The organism is Bradyrhizobium sp. UFLA06-24, assembly GCF_054967145.1.
Map to the genome: position 1 here is coordinate 1 of NZ_JADFUE010000034.1, position 23437 is coordinate 23437.

Here is a 23437-nt window from a genome sequence, read left to right on the forward strand (position 1 = left end):
TGTTGTCTCGCATCGGAATCCTCCCTGAACAGGATGAATTCGATCAGCGAATTAGTGAACATGCACAGCAATGACGATGGGGAATGTCGCTACCTGCTCCCATCCGGCCCCATCACCAGGTCCGGCAGCCAGGTCGAGATCTCCGGCACGAGGCAGAGCAGGAGCACCGCGCCCATCATCAACAGCACGAAGGGCAGCGTGCCCCAGATCACCTCGCTGAGCGAGATGTCCGGCGCGACATTGCGGATGACGAAGATGTTGAGGCCGACAGGCGGATGGATCAACCCCATCTCCATGACGATGGTCATGACCACGCCGAACCAGATGATGTCGAAATTGGCGGCGCGGAGCGGCGGCAGGATGATCGGCGCCGTCATCAGGATGATCGAGACCGGCGGCAGGAAGAAACCGAGCACGACGACCATGACGAGGATCGTGAACAGCAGCCCCCAACGCGGCAGGTGCATCGCGACGACGGATTCGGCCGCCGATTGCGAGATGTGCAGATAGCTCATCACATAGGAATAGAGCAGCGACATGCCGATGATCATCATTAGCATGGTGGATTCCCGGATCGTCGATTTCATGATCGGGCCAAGATCGCTCGGCCGCCACACGCCATAGATCGCCGCAATCAGGCCCAGCGCCAGCAGGCCGCCGAGCCCGGCCGTCTCCGACGGCGTGGCATAGCCGCCATAGAGCGCCGCCATCACGCCTGTCAGCAGCAGCACGAACGGGATGACGCGCGGCAGCACGCTGAAGCGTTCGGCGAGCGTATATTCGTCGCGGGTCAGGATGGCAGCTTCCGGGCCGCCTTTCTTGTAGGCGGCTTCAGCCGCGGCGTATTCCTGGCGGAAACGGATCACCGCGTAGCCGCCGAACAGCGTGACCAGCAGCAAGCCGGGGCCGATGCCGGCGAGGAACAGGCGTCCCAGCGACTTCTCCGCAGCCACCGCGAACAGGATCATGGTGATGGAGGGGGGCAGCAGAATGCCAAGCGTGCCGCCGGCGGCGATGATGCCGGCCGCGAAACCGCCGGAATAGCCGCGCTTGCGCATCTCCGGAATGCCGGCCGAGCCGATCGCCGAGCAGGTTGCAGGGCTCGAGCCCGCCATCGCCGCAAACAGCGCGCAGGCGAAGACGTTGGCAACGCCGAGGCCGCCGGGCACGCGATGCAGCCAGGCATGCAGGGCGGAATAGAGATCCTGGCCGGCCCGCGACTTGCCGATCGCCGCGCCCTTCAGGATGAACAGCGGGATCGACAGCAGCGTGATCGAGGCCATCTCCTCGTAGACGTTCTGCGTCACCGTATCGAGCGATGCCGAGGGCATGTAGATGCCCATGAACACGACTGCGACCGCGCCGAGCGCGAATGCGATCGGCATGCCCGAAAACATCACGAGCAGCGTCGCGACTCCGTAAGCTATACCGATACCGAAGACGCTCATGGACGCCGGGCTCCTGCGAAAGGCAGCGCCAGCTGCACGAGGATCTGGACGCAGAGCAGGCTCATGCCGAGCGCCATCAGGGAATAGGGAATGGCGAGCGGCGGCGACCACATCGAATTCGAGACTTGGCCGTCGACATAGGCCTCATGCGCCAGCGTCCAGGACTTCCAGGTGAAAAACGCGCAGAACAGGAACGTCACGACGTCGACGAACCAGAGCCGGATCCTGTTTGCCAGCGGCGACAGGAGCCCGACGAAAGCCTCGATGCCGATGTGACCGCGGTTCTGCTGCACATAGGCCGCCGTCATGAAGGTGGCGCCGACCAGCAGGAACACGGCGGCTTCATCCTGCCAGTAATTGGCGGCCTTGAACAACGCGCGGCTCAGCACGCTGTAGCTCAGGATGGCACAGGCCGCGACCAGCGCCAGCGCGGCAAACACGACGATGATGCGATTGAGGACGGCGAGGCCGCGATCGAGCGCTGCCGCAAGGCCGGTCCTTGCGGCAGAATTCATCTGATCGTCCCGATCCGGAAGCGGACCGTGGCTCATGCAGCGACGTCGGAGGCGAGCTTGAGCAGGTTCGCAGCCGTCGCGGTCTTGGCGCCGTAATCCTTCCACGCGGTGTCGCGCGCAATGTCGCGCCACTTGCCGACGGTCGCGGCATCGAGCGCCGAGACCTTGGCGCCGGCCTTCTCGTAGACCTTGGCGACCTCGATGTCGTCATCCTGCGCGCCCTTGCGACCAAAGGCTTCGAGCTCTGCGCCGACGGCGACGAGGATGTCCTGCTGGTTCTTCGGCAGCTTGTCGAAGATCGCCTTCGACATCATCAGGGGCTCGAGCATGAACCAGTAGGACGCGCCCGCACCCGAGGTCAGCGATTTCGCGACCTCTTCGAGGCGGAACGAGATCAGGCTGGTGGAGGAGGTGATGCCTGCGTCGCAGGCGCCGGTCTGCATCGCCGCGTAGATTTCGTTGGAGGGCACCGACAGCACCGAGGCGCCGGCGGTCTGCAGCACCATGTCCATCTCGCGCGAGCCGCCGCGCACCTTCATGCCCTTGGCGTCCTCCGGCGCCACGATCGGCTTGGAGCGGCTGGCGACGCCGCCGGCCTGCCATACCCAGCTCAGGAGGATGATGCCCTTGTCGGCAAGGAAGTCGGTCAGCGCCTTGCCGACCGGCTCCTTTTTCCAGCGCATGCCCTGGTCATAGGTGGTGACGAGGCCGGGCATCAGGCCGATATTGGTCTCGGGCAATTCGCCGCCGGCATAGGGCATCGGATAGAGAGAGATGTCGAGCGCGCCCTTGCGCATGGCCGAGAACTGCGCGTTGGTCTTGATCAGCGAGGAGTTCGGATAGATTTCGGCGGCGATGTCGCCGTTGCTGCGTTTGCTGACTTCGGCCGCGAACATGCGGCAGAGCCGGTCGCGGAAATCGCCCTTGTCGATGGTGCCGCCGGGGAATTGGTGCGAGATCTTCAGCGTGGTTGCGGCGTGCGCGGTGCCAATGCCGAAACGGAGAATGGCGGGTGCGGCGACGGCGGTCGCGAGCAGATGGCGGCGCGTGAACATGGTGTGATCCCCTTGGACGGTTCTTCTTTGAAGTGATCTGAATGGGTGATGAGACCGGTGCGGAGGCCCATCCTAGCCGGTCTTCGACCTCGAGTTCTCTCATCTGATAGTTCGAGACGTAATGCCGCGGCAAGGGTTGGCCTTGCTGCGCTGCACGCGCCGGCGTCATCGTGCCATCGTTAACGCTGCGACGATCGCGCGAGGCGCGCCCGACGACACGCAAAAAGATCTGAGGTCTGACGTAACAAGCACGGGCGTCGATCCGTCGAGACTCGGTAGCGGCACACGTCGCTGACAAACACCATCTCGAAGGGATTATTTCTCATGACCATTCGCACCCGCATCGTGCTCGGCGTCTCGGCTGCCGCTCTCTCGCTCGGCCTTGCGCTGTCGCCGGCTGCCTTTGCTCAGGACAAAATGGGCAAGGACGACGGCATGATGAAAAAGGACACAATGTCCAAAGACAGCATGAAGAAGGACACCATGTCCAAGGACGACGGCATGAAGAAGGATCACATGTCCAAGGACGGCATGAAGAAGGACGACGGGATGATGAAGAAGAACTGATCGTCTGCCGGCGCCCGGTCGTCCAACAAGACGAGCCCGGCATGCGCTCTGCGGGGCTTGGCCCACGCTCCATCATCGGGTCCGCGCATTCGCGGGGACCCGGCTGATCTATCATGATTTGACCTGAAGCAGGTGCGCTTCAGGTCAAATTTTGTTGACGCTTACTTCCGCTTGGCCTTACGGGCGGCGTAACGCGCGTCGCGCTTGGCCTTCTGCTCGGCCTCGAGCGCTGCGGCCTTGGCAGCCGCTTCCTCGGCCTCCCGCGCAAGGCGTGCCGCTTCGGCAGCCTTGGCTTCTTCCTCGAGGCGCTTCTGCTCGGCCTTTTCAGCCTCGCGCGCAGCCTTTGCTTCAGCGCGCTTAGCCGCGAGCGCCTCCCGCTCGGCGCGCTTTGCCACCACAGCAGGATCGTCAGGGCCCGGCTGCGACTTGAATTTGTTCAAAAGATTTTTGCGGGCTTCCAGCGCCGCCTTTTGCCGGTCTGCGAAGCCGGGTTCCCTAAATCCACTCATTCGACGAGCCTTGTCATCCTCGCTTTCGATCCTACATCACTGCCTGTTGGTACGTCGGCTGGGCACAAGCAGGCTCCACACGACGCAGAAGCGTGTACATCGCCGCGCGTCGTGAAGCCACCCATAATCGCAGCCGATCAGGTCAACGAAATCGCTTACCCAGCCGATCCTTCGTAGCCCGGAAAAACTGCCGAATTGTGATGTCCCTCATAAGGACACCCAGCGGCGGCGCTTAGCGTCCGCCCCAACGAGACGGAGCACGGGCATGATCTTTTTCCGGCTGAGCCCGAAGGCCCTTGCAATCACGGCCGCCGCGGTGGCTGTCGCCGGTGCGCTGCTGTTGGCTGGCCGCCCGCAACCCATCGAGAGCACCGTTTTGGGAGCCAATTGGGAGTGCACCCAGACCGCATTCATCCTCACGAGTTGCGCACCGCGCGCGCAGCACGCGATCCCGGCGGTCGAGACCTCGCGCAAAGAGGCGCTGAAACCGACCAGGGGGTGAGGGCTGCGTGGATGTGACGGGACGTCGCAGAGGTGCTACAGGGCCTCACCGGAGCGACAAGACCTCCCATGCCCAAGCCTGAATCCAATCCTGCCTCCAAGTCTGATCCGATCGAGAAGCCCAGCGGGCCGCCAAAGCCCCCATCCGGGGACAGCCGCCGCGGCGCCATCGCGGGACTGATCATCGCGGCCGTCATCCTCGGGATCGGCCTGTGGCTCGCCCGCGACCTCACGGCGGCGAGCAAGATGCAGGACTGCCTGATGTCCGGGCGCAGCAATTGCAATGTGATCGAGCCGGCCCGCTAGACTGGTTTGGTGAGTCGTCGCCGAACGAAAAATTGCCGTGATCTTAATCATTTGTAACGGGACACAGCCGGATTGGCAGGTCAGTTTTGACCGGTCGCTTCGGCAGGTCAGCTTTGTCAGCCGGCATCAGCCAGGTGCGATCAGAATCGTCTATCGCGCGTGGACCACGGCAATTTCTGAAAGTAGGGGGTAGCACCAATGAGTGCGTCCGGCCGCATGAAGATCATCATTCCCATGGTTTCGGCCATGTCGTTGCTGGCGCTATCAGCGCAAGCGCAGGACGCGGGTCCGCCGAAGGGCGCTGCCCAGCCGCCGGGGCAGGGTGCCGGCACGCCGCCCCAGACCAACCAGAATACGCGCAAGGGACCTCCGCCGCAGCAGGCCGCGAGACCCGCGCCGCAGCCCGGTGGCCAGGCCCATACGGCACCGGCTCCAGGCCACCACGCAGTCGGTGGTCCGGCTCCGAGACCCGGGCGCACCATGGCGCGCGGCCCCGCGCCGACGCGCGACTGGGGCGGACATGCCTATCGTGGCAATCTTGCCTGGGAAGGCGGACGCTGGCGGCATGAAGTCCACAACGGCCGCTCCGGCTGGTGGTGGGACGTCGGTGGTGTCTGGTACTATTATCCGGAGCGGATGGATGGTCCGCCTGCTTACATCTCCGAAGAGTATATCGACGACGTGCCGGTGGCTTACGCACCGCCCGGTCCGCCGGTCGCCTATGAACCGCCGCCGCCCCCACCGCCGCCGGCCGATCCGGGTGCGAGCGCGCTCGGCGGCGCCATCGTCGGCGGGGTGCTCGGTGGCTTGCTGTCCGGCAACGCCACGGGCGCAGCCGCTGGCGCCGTCATCGGCGGCGCGACCGGCGCGATCGCGGGTGCTACGGCCGCTTCGCGCCCGGGTTACTATTGGGCCGAGGGCATTTGCTACTACCGCTATCCGAGCGGCCAGTATGTCCAGGCCGATCCGCGCGCTTGCTACTGAACCTTGAGCGCGCAATCCGACGTGAGCGAGGCTGGCCCGGTGCCCGCCTCGTTTTCGTTGAGGGGCCGGGATCGCTCCGGAATGAGGAAAACACGAACATCGCCGGCGCCGTGATCTCGCGCCGGTCGCTCGCAAAACTCGTCGCGGTAATATCGTGCGGAAGCGCAGCGATGCCACTTTTGCCCTCCGCAATCATACGGACGAATTTGCCACGCACTTGTCCATATCGGGCGGCTAGAATCTCCGTCGATGTGCACGAAGTACGACCCGCAGCTTGAAGCCGAGGCAGCGATGAAGCGTGCGGCGGCGTCCGAAGGCGCCGACCGGCAACGACTCATCGAGCTGGCGCTGGCTTGGCATCAGCTCGCCCGCGATCGTCGCGACGACGAGCGGAGAGACTGATTTCTATCTTGATGGTCTGCCCGGTCCGGGCGTTGTGACGAGCCATGAGAAAGCCCCGTGCTCGGGGGGATAAGCACGGGGCCCTTCAAAGCCGACCGGGGCTGGCGGGTCGGCACCACTCTATTTCATCGCAGACAACACGCTGGTCGCGATTCCGTTCCGCGTGGCGGCTGGCGGTTGTTTCGCTCGGCTGAAGCTCGCAAAGGAACATCTGTTCCCGGCCGCCGTTGGCCCGACATGACCGACCTTGAATTGCGCGCACAGTCTTTCGAGATCGCCTGGAAATATCTCGACCAGTCCGGTCTGCTCACGGGCGAGCGCAAGGATGCGGCCCGCTTCATCCTGAACAGGATCGATCGCATGATGATTCGCGGCGAGCGGCGCAGATTGCTGCTCTCGAATGCCGCGATCGATGCGTATCGGATGCGGCCTGCGCTCGTGCCGCTCGAGGCTTGATAAACTCAAGCTGCAGAAACGCGGCGTTAAGACTCCTCGATACGCCGATTTCGCGGTCTCGATTCGTGCTCGGGGAACGAAGCGGAGTCGGATCGTGAACGAACAAAAAGCCGCCGTTGGACCTCCTGCACACGCCAAGCGTTGAAGAGCGATGGAAGCTTTCCCATCGTTGCATCAAGACGCGCATGGAGACCATTGAAGCCTATCTCGATCGCAAGCACAGGGAAATCGGGCTGCTGAACGATTGCCTGAAGAACCCGCGACGCTTGCCCCGTCCGCGATCGGTGGATGAGGTGATCAAGACAAAATTCCAGCTCACTGCCATGCTGCATGCGGAGCATGCGCTGCAGGACTGGAAAGCGACGGAGACGGCGTGGTCGGCATCGGCCTGTCCCACCAGCGGTCCGTTCGCTTTCAGTTATGACTACCAGCGGGCAGATCTCACTGTCACCGGCCCTTCGTTCTATGAACTCGAGCACGGCTGCATCAGCGCGACGATCTACTCCGCTTCGGGCATGGCCGCGATCTCGACGCTGCTGCTCGCATCCGCATCGACTTTCGCCCATGGAGATATCCTGGTGCTGCCGGGCTCCTACGGTGAGACGTTGGAGCTGATCGAGCGCTTTGTTCCGAGCTTGCGTCTCGTTCCCCTGAAACTGCCGCTGCCGGATGCCTTTGGCCGAACCGGCACGCCGCGCATCTTGCTGCTGGATTCGTGCATCTCTGCCGGCGCGTTCGAAGCCGTTCTGCACTGCGACGGGGCTGGCCTCGATCTTCTGGTGTTCGACACGACGTGCTTTGCCGGCCGCTCAGGACGCATCCGGCGCGTGCTGCGCTGGGCGAAGCGATCCAGACTTCCGGTCGTGATGGTGCGAAGTCATAACAAGCTGGATTCGCTCGGTGCGGAATACGGCAGGCTCGGTTCTGCGGTTTTCGTCAGCTGGAGCGGGCAGGGCGCTGAGCCACGCCGTTCGATGATCAAACGGCTTGCCGCGGATACAAGCAATGCGGTTCGGCTTCTCGGCGGCGCGGCGCTGCCGGCGCACTTCCCGCCTTTTGTCGGCAGTGATGCGTATTGGGCGTTAACGAAGACCCGTGTCGCAGCCATCCTGCGCAATGGTCGCCATGCCGCCCGCCTGTTCGCGCGCGAGCTTGCTTCGCTCGCGGCCGAACTCCACTTCACCCATGGCCTCTACGTCACGCTCCGCGCCGGCCGTCCCCTCAACGAGGCAAGTGCGCGGCAAGCCGCCGAGGCCATGAGTCACGATCTGAGCCGAAAAGGTCATGCCATCCGCCACGCCGGCAGCTTCGGCTTCGACTTTGCCGCGACCGAATGGTTTCACGACGCCACCACGGACCGGTACAGCGTCCGGGTCGCGGTGCCGGATCTGCCGACCAGGCCGTGGAATGACCTTGCAGCGGCGATCGCGGAGTGGTGGCGATCGAATCAATGCCGGCTATGATCGTCACGACCGGCCTATCGTCGATTTGCCCGGCCGATTTGTTGCCGCGCAGGCATTATTCGATCGCCGATGGCTGCTTCTCATGGTCGCGATGCGTCCAGGCCTGGACGGCGGAGGCGAGGTCATGAGGGCTCATGGCAACATGGACAATGGAAGCCTGCGCCGTTTCGATGCGCTGCTTGATCGCGCCGGAGTTGACGTCGACGACTGCGTCGAGCGCCAGAAACGACATTGCAACGACCGCCACCGCAAGGGCGATTCCCATTCTCGTTAGTTCAGTTCGCGGCATCGACGGTCCTTCTCGGGCAAAGCTAGCCCGCCGCGCATAGATAGGACGCGTCCGTCCGGTTCAAAGACCGGAGAAAGCCAACCCACGCGTTCGTGAAAGACATGGGATCGGCAAGGAAGGGATCGCGTGGCGCGTTCATGATGAACGCCGTCGCATGTCGACAAGGCTGAGGCTTTGGCGATCCCGGCAGGAATCGAACCTGCAACCCTCAGAGTAGAAATCTGATGCTCTATCCAGTTGAGCTACGGGACCGTCCTGAACCGCCCCGCGCTGGGGGCCGGCTGTTCATATAGCATGCCAATAGGAAAAATCCGGCGTTTCGCCAAGTCTGAACCGAACCGTTTTCCTCTGTGGCGCGACAAAACGGAACGGTGAAGTGTCAGGGTGCCGGGTTGAGCGGCAGCGGACTGGACGACGGATCACGTCGCCGGCAACGCTGGCCAGCTTCCGGGACACGGTCGCCGGCCGACTGGTCGGGTATCGGCTGCGCCACAGGACGGCGCGCGCGGCGGTATCTTGATCGGTCTCCTCTTGGCGTGACTTGCCATGGCGAATGCGACGTTTTGCACCTCTGGTTCCATCGCCTTGAGTCTGTCACCTTTCCGCGCACTTCATCGCCGCCGCGGCCTTTGTCCGCGATTTCCGGGAGTCCAATCATGATCGGTCTGGTTCGCGCCGTCACCCTCTGCGCCGCGCTGGCGTTCGGCCTGAGCGCCGCGCACGCCGCTGAAAAAGCCTTCAAGCGCGACGATCTCGCCGATTCCGCGATCAAGCTGGAGGCGCAGATCAAGAGCGAGGCGGGGCCAGTCGCCAAGACCAATGCGACGCTGCGCACCGACGCCGACGCCGCTTTCAAGCGCTTCGATTTCCGCACGGGCCTGTCGGTGCTCGGCCAGATCGCCGCGACCACGCCGGAGGATGCCGGCAACTGGTTGCGGCTCGCCAGGGCCATCTTCCAGATTATGCCGAAGAGCTCGAGCGAACAGACGTTCCTGCTGGAGCGCGCCTCGACCGCGGCCTACATCGCCTATATGCGTGCCGGCAATCCGGGCGAGGAGGCCGATGCGCTCGCCGTGCTCGGCAGGGCGCTGGCCGAACGGCATTTGTTCCGGCCGGCGCTGGATTCGCTGCGGCTGTCGCTCGATACCAAGGAGGTCGCCGACGTCCGCGGCCAATACGAGAAGCTGCGCGACGAGCACGGCTTCCGGCTGCTCGACTACACCGTGGACTCGGATTCGGCGAGCCCGCGCGCCTGCTTCCAGTTCTCCGAGGAGCTCGCCAAGCGCACCGACTTCGCGCCCTTCCTGGCGCTGGCGGGTCAGGACAAGCCGGCGCTGTCGGCCGAAGGCAAGCAGCTCTGCGTCGACGGGCTGAAGCACGGGGAGCGCTACAACATCAATCTGCGCGCCGGCCTGCCGTCCTCGGTGAAGGAAGGCTTGCCGAAATCGGCCGAGTTCAACATCTATGTGCGCGACCGCAAACCGTTCGTGCGCTTCACCAGCCGCGCCTATGTGCTGCCGCGCACCGGCCAGCGCGGCATTCCCGTCGTCAGCGTCAACACGCCCGCGGTGAACATCAACGTCTTCCGCATCGGCGACCGCAACCTGATCAACACGGTGGTCGACAGCGACTTCCAGAAGACCTTGTCGAAATATCAGCTCTCGGATCTCGGCAACGAGCGGGGCGTCAAGGTCTGGTCCGGCGAACTGGCGACGGCGATGACGCTGAACCAGGACGTCACCACGGCATTTCCGGTCGACGAAGCGCTTGGCGAGCTCCAGCCCGGCGTCTACGTGATGACGGCCGCAGCCAAGGGGCCGGGCTCGGACGACGATTACCAGCTCGCAACGCAATGGTTCATCGTCTCTGACCTTGGCGTCACCGCCTATTCCGGCAATGACGGCATCCACGTCTTCGTCAACTCGCTGGCTTCGACCGACCCGGTCGGCAAGGCCGAGGTGCGGCTGGTTGCCCGCAACAATGAGATTTTGGCGACGCGCAAGACCGACGAGGCGGGCCACGTTCTGTTCGAGGCGGGGCTCGCGCGCGGTGAGGGCGGCCTGTCGCCGGCCATGCTGACGGTCACCGGCGAGAAGGCCGACTATGCCTTCCTCAGCCTCAAGACCTCCGCCTTCGACCTGTCCGACCGCGGGGTTGCCGGCCGCGCGGTGCCCGCGGGCGCCGATGCCTTCGTCTATGCCGAGCGCGGCGTCTACCGCTCCAGCGAGACCGTCTATCTCACCGCGCTGCTGCGCGACGGCCAGGGCAATGCCGTCAATGGCGGGCCGCTGACGCTCGTGATCGAGCGCCCCGACGGCGTCGAATTCCGCCGCGCCGTGCTGTCCGACCAGGGCGCCGGTGGCCGCACGCTTGCCGTGCCGCTCAACTCCGCCGTCCCGACCGGCACCTGGCGGGTGCGCGCGTTCACCGATCCGAAGGGCTCTTCGGTCGGCGAGACCACCTTCATGGTCGAGGACTATGTCCCGGATCGGATCGAATTCGACTTGTCCGCCAAGGACAAGCTGATCAAAGCTAATACTCCTGTGGAGCTTAAGGCGGACGGCCATTTCCTGTACGGCGCGCCGGCGTCGGGCCTCCAGCTCGAGGGCGACATGCTGATTGCGCCGGCTGCCGAGCGGCCCGGATTTGCCGGCTACCAGTTCGGCGTCGCCGACGAGGAGACCACCTCGAATGAGCGTACGCCGCTGGAGAACCTTCCCGAGGCCGACGCCAACGGCGTTGCCACATTCCCGGTGACACTCGACAAGCAGCCGGCCTCGACCCGCCCGCAGGAAGCGCAGATCCTCGTCCGCATGGTCGAGACGGGGGGACGCGCCGTCGAGCGCAAGCTGGTGCTGCCCGTTGCGCCCGCAACCGCCCTGATCGGCATCAAGCCGTTGTTCGCAGACAAGAACGTCGCGGAAGGCGACAAGGCCGATTTCGACGTCGTGTTCGTCTCGCCCGAGGGCAAGACCCTGGCCCGCGACGGCCTGCGCTATGAGCTCCTGAAGATGGAGTCGCGCTACCAATGGTATCGCCAGAACAATTATTGGGAGTACGAGCCGGTCAAGTCGACGTCGCGCGTTGCTGACGGCGACGTCACGATTGCAGCCGACAAGCCCACCCGCATCTCGCTGGCGCCGCGCCCCGGCCGCTACCGGCTCGACGTGAAGTCGAACGATGCCGACGGCCCGGTGACGTCGGTGCAATTCGACGTCGGCTGGTATTCCGACGGCAGCGCCGACACGCCGGACCTGCTGGAAACCTCGATTGACAAGCCGCAATACGCTTCAGGCGACACCATGACGGTGTCGGTCAATGCCCGCACCGCCGGCAAGCTCACCATCAACGTGCTCGGCGATCGCCTGCTGACGACGCAAACCATCGACGTCAAGGAAGGCACTGCGCAGGTGAAGATACCGGTCGGCAACGACTGGGGCACCGGAGCCTATGTGGTGGCGACGCTGCGCCGTCCGCTCGATGCGGCCGCCCAGCGCATGCCGGGCCGTGCGATCGGCCCGAAATGGTTCGGGATCGACAAGCAGGCCCGTACGCTCCAGGTGAAGCTGACGCCGCCGACGCTGATCCGGCCGAATTCGATGCTGAAGATCCCGGTCAAGCTCGACGGCCTCAATCCAGGCGAGGATGCCAAGGTGGTCATCGCCGCCGTCGACGTTGGCATCCTCAATCTCACCAATTACAAGCCGCCGGCGCCGGACGATTATTATCTCGGCCAGCGCCAGCTCTCAGCTGAGATCCGCGATCTCTATGGGCAGCTGATCGACGGCATGTCGGGTACGCGCGGCCAGATCAAATCCGGCGGCGACGCCGGCGCGGCCGAGTTGCAGGGCTCACCGCCCGCGCAGAAGCCGCTGGCGCTCTATTCGGGCATCGTGACCATCGGCGCCGACGGCAGCGCCGAGGTGAGCTTCGACATACCCGAGTTCGCCGGCACCGCCCGCGTGATGGCAGTGGCGTGGAGCGCGACCAAGCTCGGCCGCGCCAACACCGACGTCGTGATCCGTGATCCTGTGGTGCTGACCACGACGCTGCCGCGCTTCCTGCTGAACGGCGACCACGGCACGGTCAACCTCGAGGTCGACAATGTCGAGGGCCAGGCCGGCGACTACGTGATCAAGGTGAAGACGGGCGGCCCGCTGAAAATGACCGGCAATCCCGCCACCACCGTCAAGCTCGCCGCCAAGCAGCGCAACTCGTTCTCGCTCGCGCTCGATGCGACCGCGGCGGGGCAGGCGACGCTCGATGTCGACATCAGGGGGCCGAACGGCCTGGCGCTGGCGCGTCACTACGCGTTCGACGTCAAGGCGGCGACGCAGGTGCTGGCGCGGCGCTCGATCCGGACGCTGGCGAACGGCGAGAGCCTCACGCTGACCTCGGACATGTTCTCCGACCTCGTACCGGGCACCGGCAGCGTCTCGGTCTCGGCGAGCCTGTCGACGGCGCTCGATGCGGCGACGATCCTCAAGGCGCTCGACCGCTATCCCTATGGTTGCTCGGAGCAGATCACGAGCCGCGCGATGCCGCTGCTTTACGTCAACGACCTCGCGGCCGGGGCGCATCTCGCCATGGACACCGAGGTCGACCAGCGCATCCGCGACTCCATCGAGCGGCTGTTGGCCCGTCAGGGCTCCAACGGCTCGTTCGGCCTGTGGTCGGCCGGCGGCGATGACGCTTGGCTCGATGCCTACGTGACGGATTTCCTCACCCGCGCCCGTGAAAAGGGCTTTGTGGTGCCGGACATCCTATTCAAGAACGCGCTGGATCGTATCCGCAACTCGGTCGTCAACGGCAACGAGCCGGAGAAGGACGGCGGCCGCGATCTCGCCTATGGCCTCTACGTGCTCGCCCGCAACGGCGCAGCGCCGATCGGTGATCTCCGCTATCTCGCCGACACCAAGCTGAACAACCTCGCAACCCCGATTGCGAAGTCTCAGCTAGCGGCCGCGTTGGCGCTGGTCGGCGACCGCAACCGCGCAGAGCGGGTCTATGGCGCGGCGCTCGACAGCCTCGCGCCAAAGCCGGTGCTCGAGTTCGGCCGCACCGACTACGGCTCGCAGCTGCGCGATGCGGCAGCGCTGGTCTCGCTCGCGAGCGAGGGCAACGCGCCGAAGGCGACGCTGACGCAAGCCGTGGCGCGGGTCGAGACCGCGCGCGGGCTCACGCCCTACACCTCCACGCAGGAGAATGCGTGGCTCGTGCTGGCGGCGCGCGCGCTCGCCAAGGAGAACCTCTCGATCGAGGTCGACGGCCAGCCGGTCAAGACCGCGCTCTACCGCAGCTACAAGTCGGACACGCTGAGCGGCAAACCGCTGAAGATCACCAACACCGGCGATGCGCCTGTGCAGGCGGTGGTTTCGGTGTCCGGCTCGCCGGTGACGCCGGAGCCGGCGGCTTCGAACGGCTTCAAGATCGAGCGGAACTATTTCACGCTCGACGGCAAACCCGCCGATATCAGCAAGGTCAAGCAGAACGATCGCTTCGCCGTGGTGTTGAAGGTTACGGAAGCCAAGCCTGAGTACGGCCACATCATGGTGTCCGACTATCTGCCGGCAGGCCTCGAGATCGACAACCCGAAGCTGGTCTCGTCGGGCGACAGCGGCACGCTGGACTGGATCGAGGACGGTGCGGAGCCCGAGAATACCGAGTTCCGCGATGACCGCTTCACGGCGGCCATCGATCGCGCCTCGGATTCCAAGGCAGTATTCACTGTCGCCTACGTGGTGCGCGTGGTCTCGCCCGGCAAATACGTGCTGCCGCAAGCCTATGTCGAGGACATGTACAATCCCTCGCGCTACGGCCGCACCGGCACGGGCACCGTCGAGGTGCGGGCGGCGAAGTGAGTGATGGAATGAACAAGCCGCTGAACGATCGCGTGGATGGCCGGGACAAGCCCGGCCATGACGGAATGCGGAGTAGGGGCTATCGCGTTCTCTCTGCCCTCGCGCTCGCATTCATCCTCGCAATTATCGGCTTCGTCGGCTGGGTCTATTCTCTCGGCCCGCTGCCGCTTGAGGAAGCGCGCCGTGTTTCCACCACGGTCATCGACCGCAACGGCAAGCTGCTGCGCGCCTATGCCATGGCGGACGGACGCTGGCGGCTGCCGGTCGATGCCAAAGCCAGTGTCGATCCGACTTATCTCAAGCTGCTGTTCGCCTACGAGGACCAGCGCTTCTATGCCCATGACGGCATCGATCCCCTGGCGCTGGGCCGCGCCGCGATCCAGCTTGCGACGCGCGGGCACATCGTGTCCGGCGGCTCGACCATCTCGATGCAGCTCGCCCGTCTGATGGAGCCGCGGCGGCAGCGCTCGCTCTACGCAAAACTGCATCAGATCGTCCGCGCGATCGAGCTAGAGCGCAGCTTGAGCAAGGACGAGATTCTCAACCTCTACCTCGCGCTCGCACCCTACGGCGGCAATCTTGAAGGGATCCGCGCCGCATCGATCGCCTATCTCGGCAAGGAGCCGAAGCGGCTGTCGCTGGCCGAGGCTGCGTTGCTGGTGGCGCTGCCGCAATCGCCGGAGACGCGCCGGCTCGACCGCCATCCCGATATCGCGCGTACCGCGCGCAATCGTGTGCTCGACCGCATGGTCGAGGACCATGTGGTGAGTGCGGAGGACGCCAGGCAGGCGAAGGCAGTTCCCATTCCGAAGCTGCGCAAGCCGATGCCGATCCTGGCGCCGCATGCCTCAGACACTGCGCTGGCGACTTTCAAGGATGCGCCGGTCATCAGGCTGACCCTGGACGCTAATCTCCAGAAGGTGCTGGAGCCGCTGGCGCGCGACCGCGCCATCGCGCTGGGACCGAACGTCTCGGTCGGCATCATCGTGGTCGACAACGACAGCGGCGACGTGCTCGCCCGCGTCGGCTCGGCGGATTATTTCGACGAGAGCCGGGCAGGGCAGGTCGACATGACCCGCGCTATCCGCTCGCCGGGCTCGACGCTGAAACCGTTCATCTACGGCCTCGCCTTCGAAGACGGGTTTGTTCACCCCGACAGCCTGATCGACGACCGCCCGGTGCGCTTCGGCTCGTACGCGCCGGAAAATTTCGACATGACCTTCCAGGGCACGGTGCCGGTGAAGAAGGCGCTGCAGATGTCGCTGAACGTGCCGGCGATCGTGCTGCTCGACCGGGTCGGCTCGAGCCGTCTGGCCTCGCGGCTGCGACAGGCCGGCGGCAATCTGGTCCTGCCCAAAGACGAGGCACCGGGGCTCGCCATGGGGCTTGGCGGCGTCGGCGTCACGCTCCAGGACCTCGTGCAGCTCTATGCAGGTTTCCCCCGGCTCGGCACCACCAAGCCGCTGCGCGAGGTCATGACGGCCAAGGACGATCGCGAGCCGCTGCGGCTACTGGATCAGGTCGCGGCCTGGCAGGTCGGCAACGTGCTGCTGGGAACCCCGCCGCCGGAGAACGCCGCGCATAACCGCATTGCCTTCAAGACCGGCACCTCCTATGGCTATCGGGACGCTTGGTCGGTCGGCTTCGACGGCCGGATGACCATCGGGGTCTGGGTCGGCAGGCCCGACGGTGCACCGGTTCCCGGTCTGATCGGCCGCGTCGCCGCGGCGCCCATCCTGTTCGATGCCTTCGCACGCAGCGGAAAAACTCTGGTTCCACTGCCGAAGCCGCCGCGGGGAACCCCTGTGGCCAGCAACGCCAAGTTGCCGTTGCCGTTGCGACGGTTCCGACCCGTCGGGGAACTGGTTCGGACCGGCGGCGAGCAGGCCCTGCACATCCAGTTCCCGTTGAATGGCACAAGGATCGACGTGGATCGCTCAGGCGGCACTGAAGGCGCGGCCATGCCCGTGAAGGTCGCCGGCGGGGTATTGCCGATGACCGTGATGGTCAACGGCACCGCGCGCGGCGAGATCGACGGACGGCGCCAGCGCTTGATCGATCCGCCCGGCCCGGGCTTTGCCAGGCTGACCGTGATCGACGCCACGGGCGCCGCGGACACAGTTGTCATTCGAATTCAATGACGGTGGCTTAAGCGGTTGTGGCGATGGCGGTTTCAGCGTAAGCGGAACCAATGGCCGAGACCTACCCGACTCCCCGTTTTGGAGCGCCCCGAGAGCCGAAAACGCCCGTGAATCCGGGCAGTGGGCTCGTGCGGATGCTCGACTTCGTCACTGCCAGCCACGCCCGCGCCTTGGGCTTCCTGGTGCTGAGCGCGCTCCTGCTGTTTCTGCCGGGATTCTTCACCATCCCGCCGGTGGATCGCGATGAGGCCCGCTTCGCGCAGGCCACCAAGCAGATGGTCGAGAGCGGCGATTATGTCGATATCCGCTTCCAGGAGGACGTGCGCTACAAGAAGCCGGTCGGCATCTACTGGTTGCAATCCGCGGCCGTCGAGGTCGCGACGGCGCTGAAGCTGCCAAAGGCTGAATTGCGGATCTGGGTCTATCGGCTGCCGTCGCTCGCCGGGGCGATCGGCGCGGTGCTGATGACCTATTGGACGGCGCTCGGCTTCGTGACGCGGCGAGCCGCAGTGCTTGCTGCCCTGCTGATGTCCGCATCCGTGCTGCTCGGTGTCGAAGCGCGTCTGGCCAAGACCGACGCCGTGCTGCTGTTCTCGGTGGTCGCTGCGATGGGCGCGATGGCGCGGGCCTATCTGTCCTGGCAGCGCGCCGAGGACGAGACCCATCCGCCGTGGAGCTGGCCCGCGATCTTCTGGACCGCGCTCGCTGTCGGCATCCTGATCAAGGGCCCATTGATCCTGATGTTCGCGGGCCTGACCATCGTCGCGCTCGCGATCCAGGACCGCGATGCCTCCTGGCTGTGGCGCTTGCGTCCGGTCTGGGGCCTGATGTGGATGCTGGTGCTGGTGTTGCCCTGGTTCGTCGCCATCTTCTGGCGCGCGGGCGATGCCTTCTTCGCCGATTCCGTCGGCGGCGACATGCTGAGCAAGCTCGCTGCGCAGGAATCCCATGGGGCGCCGCCCGGACTTTACCTGGCGCTGTTCTGGATCACGTTCTGGCCCGGTGCTCCGCTCGCGGCGATGGCGGCACCCGCGGTATGGCGGGCGCGGCGCGAGCCCGGCGCGCAGTTCCTGCTGGCCTGGCTGATCCCGTCCTGGATCGTATTCGAGGCGGTCCTGACCAAGCTGCCGCATTATGTGCTGCCGCTCTATCCTGCGATTGCGATCCTCACCGCCGGAGCGCTGGAGCGTAACGTGCTCTCGCGCTCCTGGCTGGCGCGCGGCTCGGCCTGGTGGTTCGCGGTTCCTGCCGCAGGCTCGATCATTGCGGTGATCGGCGCCGTGATGCTGACCCGGCAGCCGGCTTTCGTGGCCTGGCCTTTCATCGCGGCCTCGCTGATCTTCGGCCTGTTCGCCTGGTGGCTTTACGACAACAACCGCGCGGAGCGCTCGTTGCTCAACGCCCTGGCCGCCGCGCTGATGCTGGCCGTCGTGGTTTACGGCATCGTGCTGCCGTCGCTGACACCGCTGTTTCCGAGCATCGAGATCGCGCGCGCCTTGCGCAACGTGACCTGCGTCGGCCCCAGGGCGGCAGCTGCCGGCTATCACGAGCCGAGCCTCGTCTTCCTGACGGGAACGCAGACGCTGCTGACCGACGGATCTGGCGCCGCCGATTTCCTCCGGCAGGGAAGTTGTCGGTTTGCGCTGATCGAGCAGCGTTCGGAGCGCAGCTTCGCGCAGCGCGCCGAGGCGATCGGGCTTCGCTACAAGGTCGGCGCGCGCATCGACGGCTATAATTTCTCGCAAGGACGCGCGATCTCGATCTCGATCTTCCGCTCCGAGGGCACCGAATAGGATGTCGGGCTCCACCTCCATCGCGCCGCGTGCGAGTTACCCGCTGCAGGTGCTCACCGTCACCGGGCACGCGCTGGCGCAGCTCGTGCGCGCCCCGACGCATTCGCGCCGCGCCGCGGCTGCGCGAAAACTGGCGCGGCATTCGCTTTGGCTCAGCGCGGCGGGCGCAGCGCTGATCATCGTGCTGATGTTCGCCTTTGACCGGACCGAGATCCAGCTGATGCCGGCGCGCGGCACGCCGGCGCTCTGGCCGATCCGGATCCTCACCGATTTCGGCAAGGACGTGAATGTGCTCTCCGTGCTGGGCATTGCGCTGGTGATCGTGGCGCTCGTGGCCGCCGGGATGCACGGCACGCGCCGCGCGCTGCTGCTCGGCCTTGGCACGAGGCTGCAATATCTGTTTCTGTCCGTTGCCGTCTCGGTGTTCGTCGCCGAGATCCTGAAATATCTCATCGGCCGCGGGCGGCCGTTCGTCGGCGGCAAGGCCGATCCTTTCAACTTCATCCCCTTCGAGGGGACGGGGGCTTATACCAGCCTGCCGTCGGGCCACGCGGTGACGGCGTTCGCGTTGGCGTTTGCGGTCGCGGCACTTTGGCCGCGCCTGCGCGCCGTCATGTTCACTTACGCAATCGTGATCTTGCTGACGCGCCTCGTCCTGCTCGCACACCACCCGAGCGACGTCACGGCGGGCGCGCTGGTCGGCATGGTCGGCGCCATGGCGGTCCGCTACTGGTTTGCGGCCCGCCGGCTCGCTTTTGCCATCCAGGCGGACGGCACCATCGTGCCGCTTCCGGGGCGCTTCAAAAGGGTTGCCCGTAGCCCGTCAGCCCCATAAAAGCGGCTGCCTGCCGGGGCCGTCGGTTCCAGAGGTCGCAGGCCATCCAACCACGAGCGCTCGATTTGTCGTCGTCCCAGCCTTCGGTTTCCATCGTTGTCCCCGTGCGCAACGAAGCCGACAACATTGCGCCCCTGATCGAGGAGATCACGGCCGCGCTCGATGGCCGCTGGGCCTACGAGATCATCTATGTCAATGACGGCTCGACCGATGCGACCGGCGAGCGGCTCGCGGCGATCATGGCGCAGCGGGACAATCTGCGGCAGTTGCGCCACACGAAATCGGGCGGCCAGTCGGCGGCAGTGCGCAGCGGCGTGCGCGCGGCGCGCGGTTCGATCGTGGCGACGCTCGACGGTGACGGCCAGAACAATCCCGCCTTCCTGCCCGATCTGATCGCGGCGGTGGAGAAGGGCGCCCATGTCGGGCTCGCCGCGGGTCAGCGCGTCGGGCGCAAGGACACCGGCTTCAAGAAATTCCAGTCGCGCGTCGCCAACAAGGTCCGCAACGCGATCCTGAAGGATGGCACGCGCGATACCGGTTGCGGGCTGAAGGCGTTCCGGCGCGAAGTCTTCCTGATGATGCCCTATTTCGACGGGCTGCACCGCTTCCTGCCGGCGCTGATCCGCCGCGAAGGCTTTGACATCGCCTATGTCGATGTGATCGACCGGCCGCGCCATTCCGGCGTATCCAACTACGGATTCTTCGACCGGCTATGGATCGGGATCATGGATCTCGCCGGGGTGTGGTGGCTGATCCGCCGCAAGAAACCGACGCCTGAAGTGACCGAGGTGAAGGCATGATCATCCAGTACGGCCAGGCGCTGAGCAATTATCTCTACGACGTCTTCGTCGCCAAGTTCGATTTCTGGCTGGCCTTCGGCCTTGTTGCACAGCTGTTCTTCACCGCGCGCTTCCTGGTGCAGTGGATCGCGAGCGAGCGCGCCGGCAACAGCGTGGTGCCGATGGCGTTCTGGTTCTGCTCGATGGGCGGCGGCCTGATGACGCTGGTCTACGGGGTCGTGAAGCGCGAGCCCGTCATCATCCTCGGGCAGGCGCTGGCGACCGTCATCTATGTCCGCAACATCATGCTGATCATCAAGAACCGCGGCCGCACCTCGAAGACGCTGGAGCGGTGATCGGAAGCCCTAACGCGGCAGCGCCGTCGCGCCTGAGGCGGGCAGGGCTGATGTATCCGCCTCGGTCCGGCGGTAGGGCTCTCCTGCTGCATCCAGCACGGGATAGGCGACCGAGCAGATATGCGAGTGGATGCGCCTGAGATCGCGCAGCACGTCCAGATGCAGCGAGGTGGTCTCGATGGTCTCCGGGCGCCCCTCGCGCAGGCGGTCGAGATGGCGTTCGACGGCGGCAAGCTCGGTGTTCTTCAGCGCGGTCTTTTCCACCAGCAGCTTGCGGGCCTCGTTGGCATCGCCCGACATGAACACGCCGAACGCGATTCGCAACGACTCCATAGTGCGCTTGTGGAAGGCGGCGAGCTCGTCCGCGCCCTCGGGCGAGAACTGGAAGCGCCGCTTGATCTTCTTGGTGGCGAGCTCGCTCAGATTTTTGTCGATGATGTCGCCGATATGTTCGAGGTTGATGGCGAAGGAGATGATCTCCATCGCACGCCGGCCCTCGCTCTCGTCGAGACTGCCGCGGGTCAGCTTCGTGACGTAGAGCTTGATGGCCTCGTCGAGGCTGTCGACGAGATTGTCCGTCTTCGAGACCTGGTCGACCAGCGAGCGGTCGCCCGTCATCATCGCAGCCATCACCTTGCGCAGCATGGTTTCGACGAGATCGCCCATGCGCAACGTCTCGCGGGCAGCATCGGCGAGCGCGAGCGAGGGTGTCTCCAGCGCGCTTTCATCGAGATATCGGGGCCGAGCCGGATCGGTCTCCTGCACACGATCGGGCAGCAGGCGGGTCAGCAGGCGCGACATGCCATCGAGCAGGCCGATGAAGATGACGGCCGTGCCGACGTTGAAAGCGATGTGAAACGCCGCGATCATCTTGGCGAGGTCGGGCTGCCAGGCGTGCATATGGCTCGCGATCGTGCCCAGGAACGGCAGGACCAGTGCAATGCCGATGACGCGATTGACGAGATTGCCCACCGGCAGACGATAGGTAGCGGGATCGTCGCGCCTTGCGCCTTCAAACACAGGATTGACGGCACTACCGAGATTGGCCCCCAGCACCAGCGCCAGCGCCGCATCGGGCGTGATGAACTGCGAATAGGCCAGCGACATGATCAGCAGCACGCTGGCGACGCTCGAATGCACGGCCCATGTGAGCACTGCGGCGACGATGATGCACAGGATGGGGTCACCCGTGATCGCCGACATCACGACGCGCACACCCGGCGCGTTCTCCGCCGGCGCCAGTGTATCGAGCAGGATGTGCAGCGACAGCAGCATCAAGCCGAGGCCGATGCAAAGCCGGCCGATATCCTTGATCCGCGAGCGCGGGCCGGAACGAAAGGCGACGAGGCCTAGTACGAACAGCACGGGCGCAATGGCTGCGATATTGAACGACAGCGCCTGCACGATGAGCGTCGTGCCGACATTGGCTCCCAACATGATAGCAAGCGCGGCCACGAGGCTGAGCAGGCCCTCGGCGGCAAAGGAGCTGGTCAGCAGCGCGGTCGCCGTGCTGCTCTGAAGCAGTGCGGTGAGGCCGAGGCCCGCGGCAAATGCGCTGAAGCGGTTGCCGAGCGCCTTGCCAAGCAGGCGTCGCAGATCGGGGCCGAAGGCGCGCAGGATGCCGCTCTGGACCATGTGCAGGCCCCACAGCAGCAACGCCACGCCGCCCATCAGATCGAGCAGAACCAACGTTCCCATGCTCCGTGTCCGGATGAGAGTCGATTGGTGAGGCTAGCGCCAAATGCTTGAGGTTCAAACCATTTGTTGGCCCAGCCGCGTTAACGTCTGCGCCAGTTGTACGTTCCGCAGGCGCATTGCCTTGTGAGCAGGCTCACATTGCCGCTTTGAGGGCAGCGAAGCCGCGATCGAGATCGGCCTTGAGATCGTCGACGCTCTCGAGCCCGATGTGAAGGCGCAGTGTCGGACCGCCCGGCGCCCATTTGGTCGCGGTGCGATAGGCGTCGCAGTCGAAGGGAATCGCAAGGCTCTCGAAGCCGCCCCAGGAAAAGCCCATGCCGAACAGCTTGAGCGTGTTGAGCATGGTGTCGACGGCCTGCTGCGGAGCCGGCTTCAGCACGATGCTGAAAAGGCCCGAGGCGCCGGTGAAGTCGCGCTTCCAGATCGCATGACCCGGATCGGTCTCGAGCCCCGGATGCAGCACGCGCGCGACCTCGGGTCTGGCGGCGAGCCAGCGCGCCATGTCGAGGCCGGAGCGATGATGCTGCGCGAGCCGCACTGAAAGCGTGCGCAGACCACGCAACGCCAGGAAGACGTCATCAGGTCCGGCGCAGACGCCGAGCAGGCGGATGCCTTCCGTGATCTGCGGCCAGGCCTTGGCGTTGGCCGAGATGGTGCCGAACATGATGTCGGAATGGCCGCCGATATATTTGGTGGCGGCCTGCATGGAGATGTCGACGCCTTGCTCCAGCGAGCGGTGGTAGAGCGGCGTTGCCCACGTGTTGTCGTCGATGACGAGCGCGTCCTTCGCATGCGCGACCTCGGCGATGGCGCGGATGTCGGGCATCTCGAACGACTGCGAGCCCGGCGCCTCGACCAGCACGGCACGGGTGTTGGGCTTGAACAGCTTTTCGATGCCCGCACCGATCAGTGGATCGAAATAGGTGGTCTCGACGCCGTAGCGGGCGAGCATGCCATTGCAAAAATTGCGTGAGGGCCGGTAGATGTTGTCGACGACCAGAAGATGGTCGCCGGTCTTCAGCACCGAGAGAAGGGTGGTGGAGATCGCCGAAAGCCCCGACGGCACGATGCCGACGCCGGCGCATTGCGGGCCCTCCAGCGCCATCAGCGTGTCCTGGAAGGCGCGCGTGGTCGGGGTGCCGTGGCGGCCATAGGTGAACTCGCCGCGATGGGCATGTAGGTCCTCGGCGGTCGGATAGAGCACGGTCGAGCCGTGGAACACTGGCGGATTGACGAACCCCTTCTGTGCCTTGGTGTCGCGGCCGGAGGTGACCAGCCGGGTTTCGGCCTGCTGCTGGAGGGGGGGCGAGGAATCCATGCGTCTGCTTTCAAAAAGCGCGTTGCCGCCGGCGCGGATCGCACGGTCGGGACGGCCCGAAGGCCGCAGATGTTAATAACAGAACACAGAAGAGTCCCGTCAACCCCTTGACCCGGCTCGCCAGTCGTTCTGTGATGCGCAGGTGCTATTCAGTCGCCGCA

20 protein-coding genes and 1 tRNA gene are annotated in these 23437 nt (G+C 65.1%); 13 read left to right on the forward strand and 8 right to left on the reverse strand.

Annotated features, from left to right (window positions below):
- Window positions 1-89 precede the first annotated feature (89 nt).
- The 3 genes from IF809_RS24395 to IF809_RS24405 are packed head-to-tail and all read right to left on the reverse strand — an operon-like array spanning window position 90 to window position 3018.
- Window positions 90-1448 carry a TRAP transporter large permease gene (locus IF809_RS24395; protein WP_462838766.1) on the reverse strand — a complete coding sequence of 453 codons (1359 nt, stop codon included), beginning with the start codon at window positions 1446-1448 and terminating at the stop codon, window positions 90-92.
- Complete coding sequence (locus IF809_RS24400) at window positions 1445-1999, reverse strand: TRAP transporter small permease (RefSeq protein ID WP_462838767.1); 555 nt, start codon at window positions 1997-1999, stop codon at window positions 1445-1447. Before IF809_RS24400 ends, IF809_RS24395 begins: the two co-directional genes overlap by 4 nt.
- Window positions 1996-3018: a TRAP transporter substrate-binding protein gene (locus IF809_RS24405; RefSeq protein WP_462838768.1), complete on the reverse strand. Its 1023-nt coding sequence runs from the start codon at window positions 3016-3018 to the stop codon at window positions 1996-1998. Before IF809_RS24405 ends, IF809_RS24400 begins: the two co-directional genes overlap by 4 nt.
- Window positions 3019-3342: 324 nt before the next feature.
- Between IF809_RS24405 and IF809_RS24410 the strand changes: the two genes are divergently transcribed.
- The gene (locus IF809_RS24410; RefSeq protein WP_462838769.1) at window positions 3343-3585 is read left to right on the forward strand and encodes a pentapeptide MXKDX repeat protein; all 243 of its coding nucleotides are present in this window, start codon (window positions 3343-3345) and stop codon (window positions 3583-3585) included.
- A 161-nt stretch (window positions 3586-3746) separates the two neighbouring features.
- Here the strand turns inward: IF809_RS24410 and IF809_RS24415 are convergent, their stop codons facing one another.
- Entirely contained in the window at window positions 3747-4094 is a 348-nt protein-coding gene (locus IF809_RS24415; RefSeq protein ID WP_453978979.1) for a DUF6481 family protein, read from the reverse strand.
- Between the two features lie 265 nt (window positions 4095-4359).
- On the opposite strand from IF809_RS24415, the gene IF809_RS24420 reads away from it, so the two are divergent.
- The 6 genes from IF809_RS24420 (at window position 4360) to IF809_RS24445 (ending at window position 8206) form a co-directional block, all read left to right on the forward strand.
- A complete protein-coding gene (locus IF809_RS24420; protein ID WP_128966158.1) occupies window positions 4360-4596 on the forward strand; it encodes a hypothetical protein in 237 nt (78 codons plus the stop codon).
- A gap of 68 nt (window positions 4597-4664) precedes the next feature.
- Window positions 4665-4901 (forward strand): DUF2273 domain-containing protein, encoded by a 237-nt coding sequence (locus IF809_RS24425; RefSeq protein ID WP_128966159.1) that lies wholly within the window; start codon window positions 4665-4667, stop codon window positions 4899-4901.
- A gap of 198 nt (window positions 4902-5099) precedes the next feature.
- Window positions 5100-5885, forward strand: a complete 786-nt coding sequence (locus IF809_RS24430) for a hypothetical protein (protein ID WP_462838770.1) — start codon at window positions 5100-5102, stop codon at window positions 5883-5885.
- Window positions 5886-6134: 249 nt separating this feature from the next.
- On the forward strand, window positions 6135-6287 hold the full coding sequence (locus tag IF809_RS24435) for a hypothetical protein (protein WP_209968242.1): 153 nt from the start codon (window positions 6135-6137) through the stop codon (window positions 6285-6287).
- A 237-nt stretch (window positions 6288-6524) separates the two neighbouring features.
- A complete protein-coding gene (locus IF809_RS24440; protein ID WP_128966160.1) occupies window positions 6525-6743 on the forward strand; it encodes a hypothetical protein in 219 nt (72 codons plus the stop codon).
- A 185-nt stretch (window positions 6744-6928) separates the two neighbouring features.
- The gene (locus IF809_RS24445; protein ID WP_462838771.1) at window positions 6929-8206 is read left to right on the forward strand and encodes a hypothetical protein; all 1278 of its coding nucleotides are present in this window, start codon (window positions 6929-6931) and stop codon (window positions 8204-8206) included.
- A gap of 55 nt (window positions 8207-8261) precedes the next feature.
- Here IF809_RS24445 and IF809_RS24450 read toward each other — a convergent pair whose 3' ends face one another.
- Both IF809_RS24450 and IF809_RS24455 read right to left on the reverse strand, forming a co-directional pair.
- Window positions 8262-8471: a hypothetical protein gene (locus IF809_RS24450; protein WP_244659333.1), complete on the reverse strand. Its 210-nt coding sequence runs from the start codon at window positions 8469-8471 to the stop codon at window positions 8262-8264.
- 199 nt (window positions 8472-8670) lie between these two features.
- Window positions 8671-8747, reverse strand: a tRNA-Arg gene (locus tag IF809_RS24455).
- 404 nt (window positions 8748-9151) lie between these two features.
- Between IF809_RS24455 and IF809_RS24460 the strand changes: the two genes are divergently transcribed.
- The 6 genes from IF809_RS24460 (at window position 9152) to IF809_RS24485 (ending at window position 20260) form a co-directional block, all read left to right on the forward strand.
- The gene (locus IF809_RS24460) at window positions 9152-14356 is read left to right on the forward strand and encodes an alpha-2-macroglobulin family protein (RefSeq protein ID WP_462838772.1); all 5205 of its coding nucleotides are present in this window, start codon (window positions 9152-9154) and stop codon (window positions 14354-14356) included.
- 8 nt (window positions 14357-14364) lie between these two features.
- Window positions 14365-16497: a penicillin-binding protein 1C gene (gene pbpC, locus IF809_RS24465; RefSeq protein WP_462838773.1), complete on the forward strand. Its 2133-nt coding sequence runs from the start codon at window positions 14365-14367 to the stop codon at window positions 16495-16497.
- 50 nt (window positions 16498-16547) lie between these two features.
- Complete coding sequence (locus IF809_RS24470; RefSeq protein WP_462838774.1) at window positions 16548-18290, forward strand: ArnT family glycosyltransferase; 1743 nt, start codon at window positions 16548-16550, stop codon at window positions 18288-18290.
- Between the two features lies 1 nt (window position 18291).
- Window positions 18292-19125 carry a phosphatase PAP2 family protein gene (locus tag IF809_RS24475; RefSeq protein ID WP_462838775.1) on the forward strand — a complete coding sequence of 278 codons (834 nt, stop codon included), beginning with the start codon at window positions 18292-18294 and terminating at the stop codon, window positions 19123-19125.
- Between the two features lie 65 nt (window positions 19126-19190).
- Complete coding sequence (locus tag IF809_RS24480; RefSeq protein WP_128966166.1) at window positions 19191-19925, forward strand: glycosyltransferase family 2 protein; 735 nt, start codon at window positions 19191-19193, stop codon at window positions 19923-19925.
- On the forward strand, window positions 19922-20260 hold the full coding sequence (locus IF809_RS24485) for a lipid-A-disaccharide synthase N-terminal domain-containing protein (protein WP_128966167.1): 339 nt from the start codon (window positions 19922-19924) through the stop codon (window positions 20258-20260). Before IF809_RS24480 ends, IF809_RS24485 begins: the two co-directional genes overlap by 4 nt.
- Before the next feature lie 9 nt (window positions 20261-20269).
- Here IF809_RS24485 and IF809_RS24490 read toward each other — a convergent pair whose 3' ends face one another.
- A complete protein-coding gene (locus tag IF809_RS24490) occupies window positions 20270-21958 on the reverse strand; it encodes a Na/Pi cotransporter family protein (RefSeq protein ID WP_462838776.1) in 1689 nt (562 codons plus the stop codon).
- A gap of 133 nt (window positions 21959-22091) precedes the next feature.
- Window positions 22092-23276 (reverse strand): cystathionine beta-lyase, encoded by a 1185-nt coding sequence (metC, locus tag IF809_RS24495; RefSeq protein WP_462838777.1) that lies wholly within the window; start codon window positions 23274-23276, stop codon window positions 22092-22094.
- Window positions 23277-23437 lie beyond the last annotated feature (161 nt).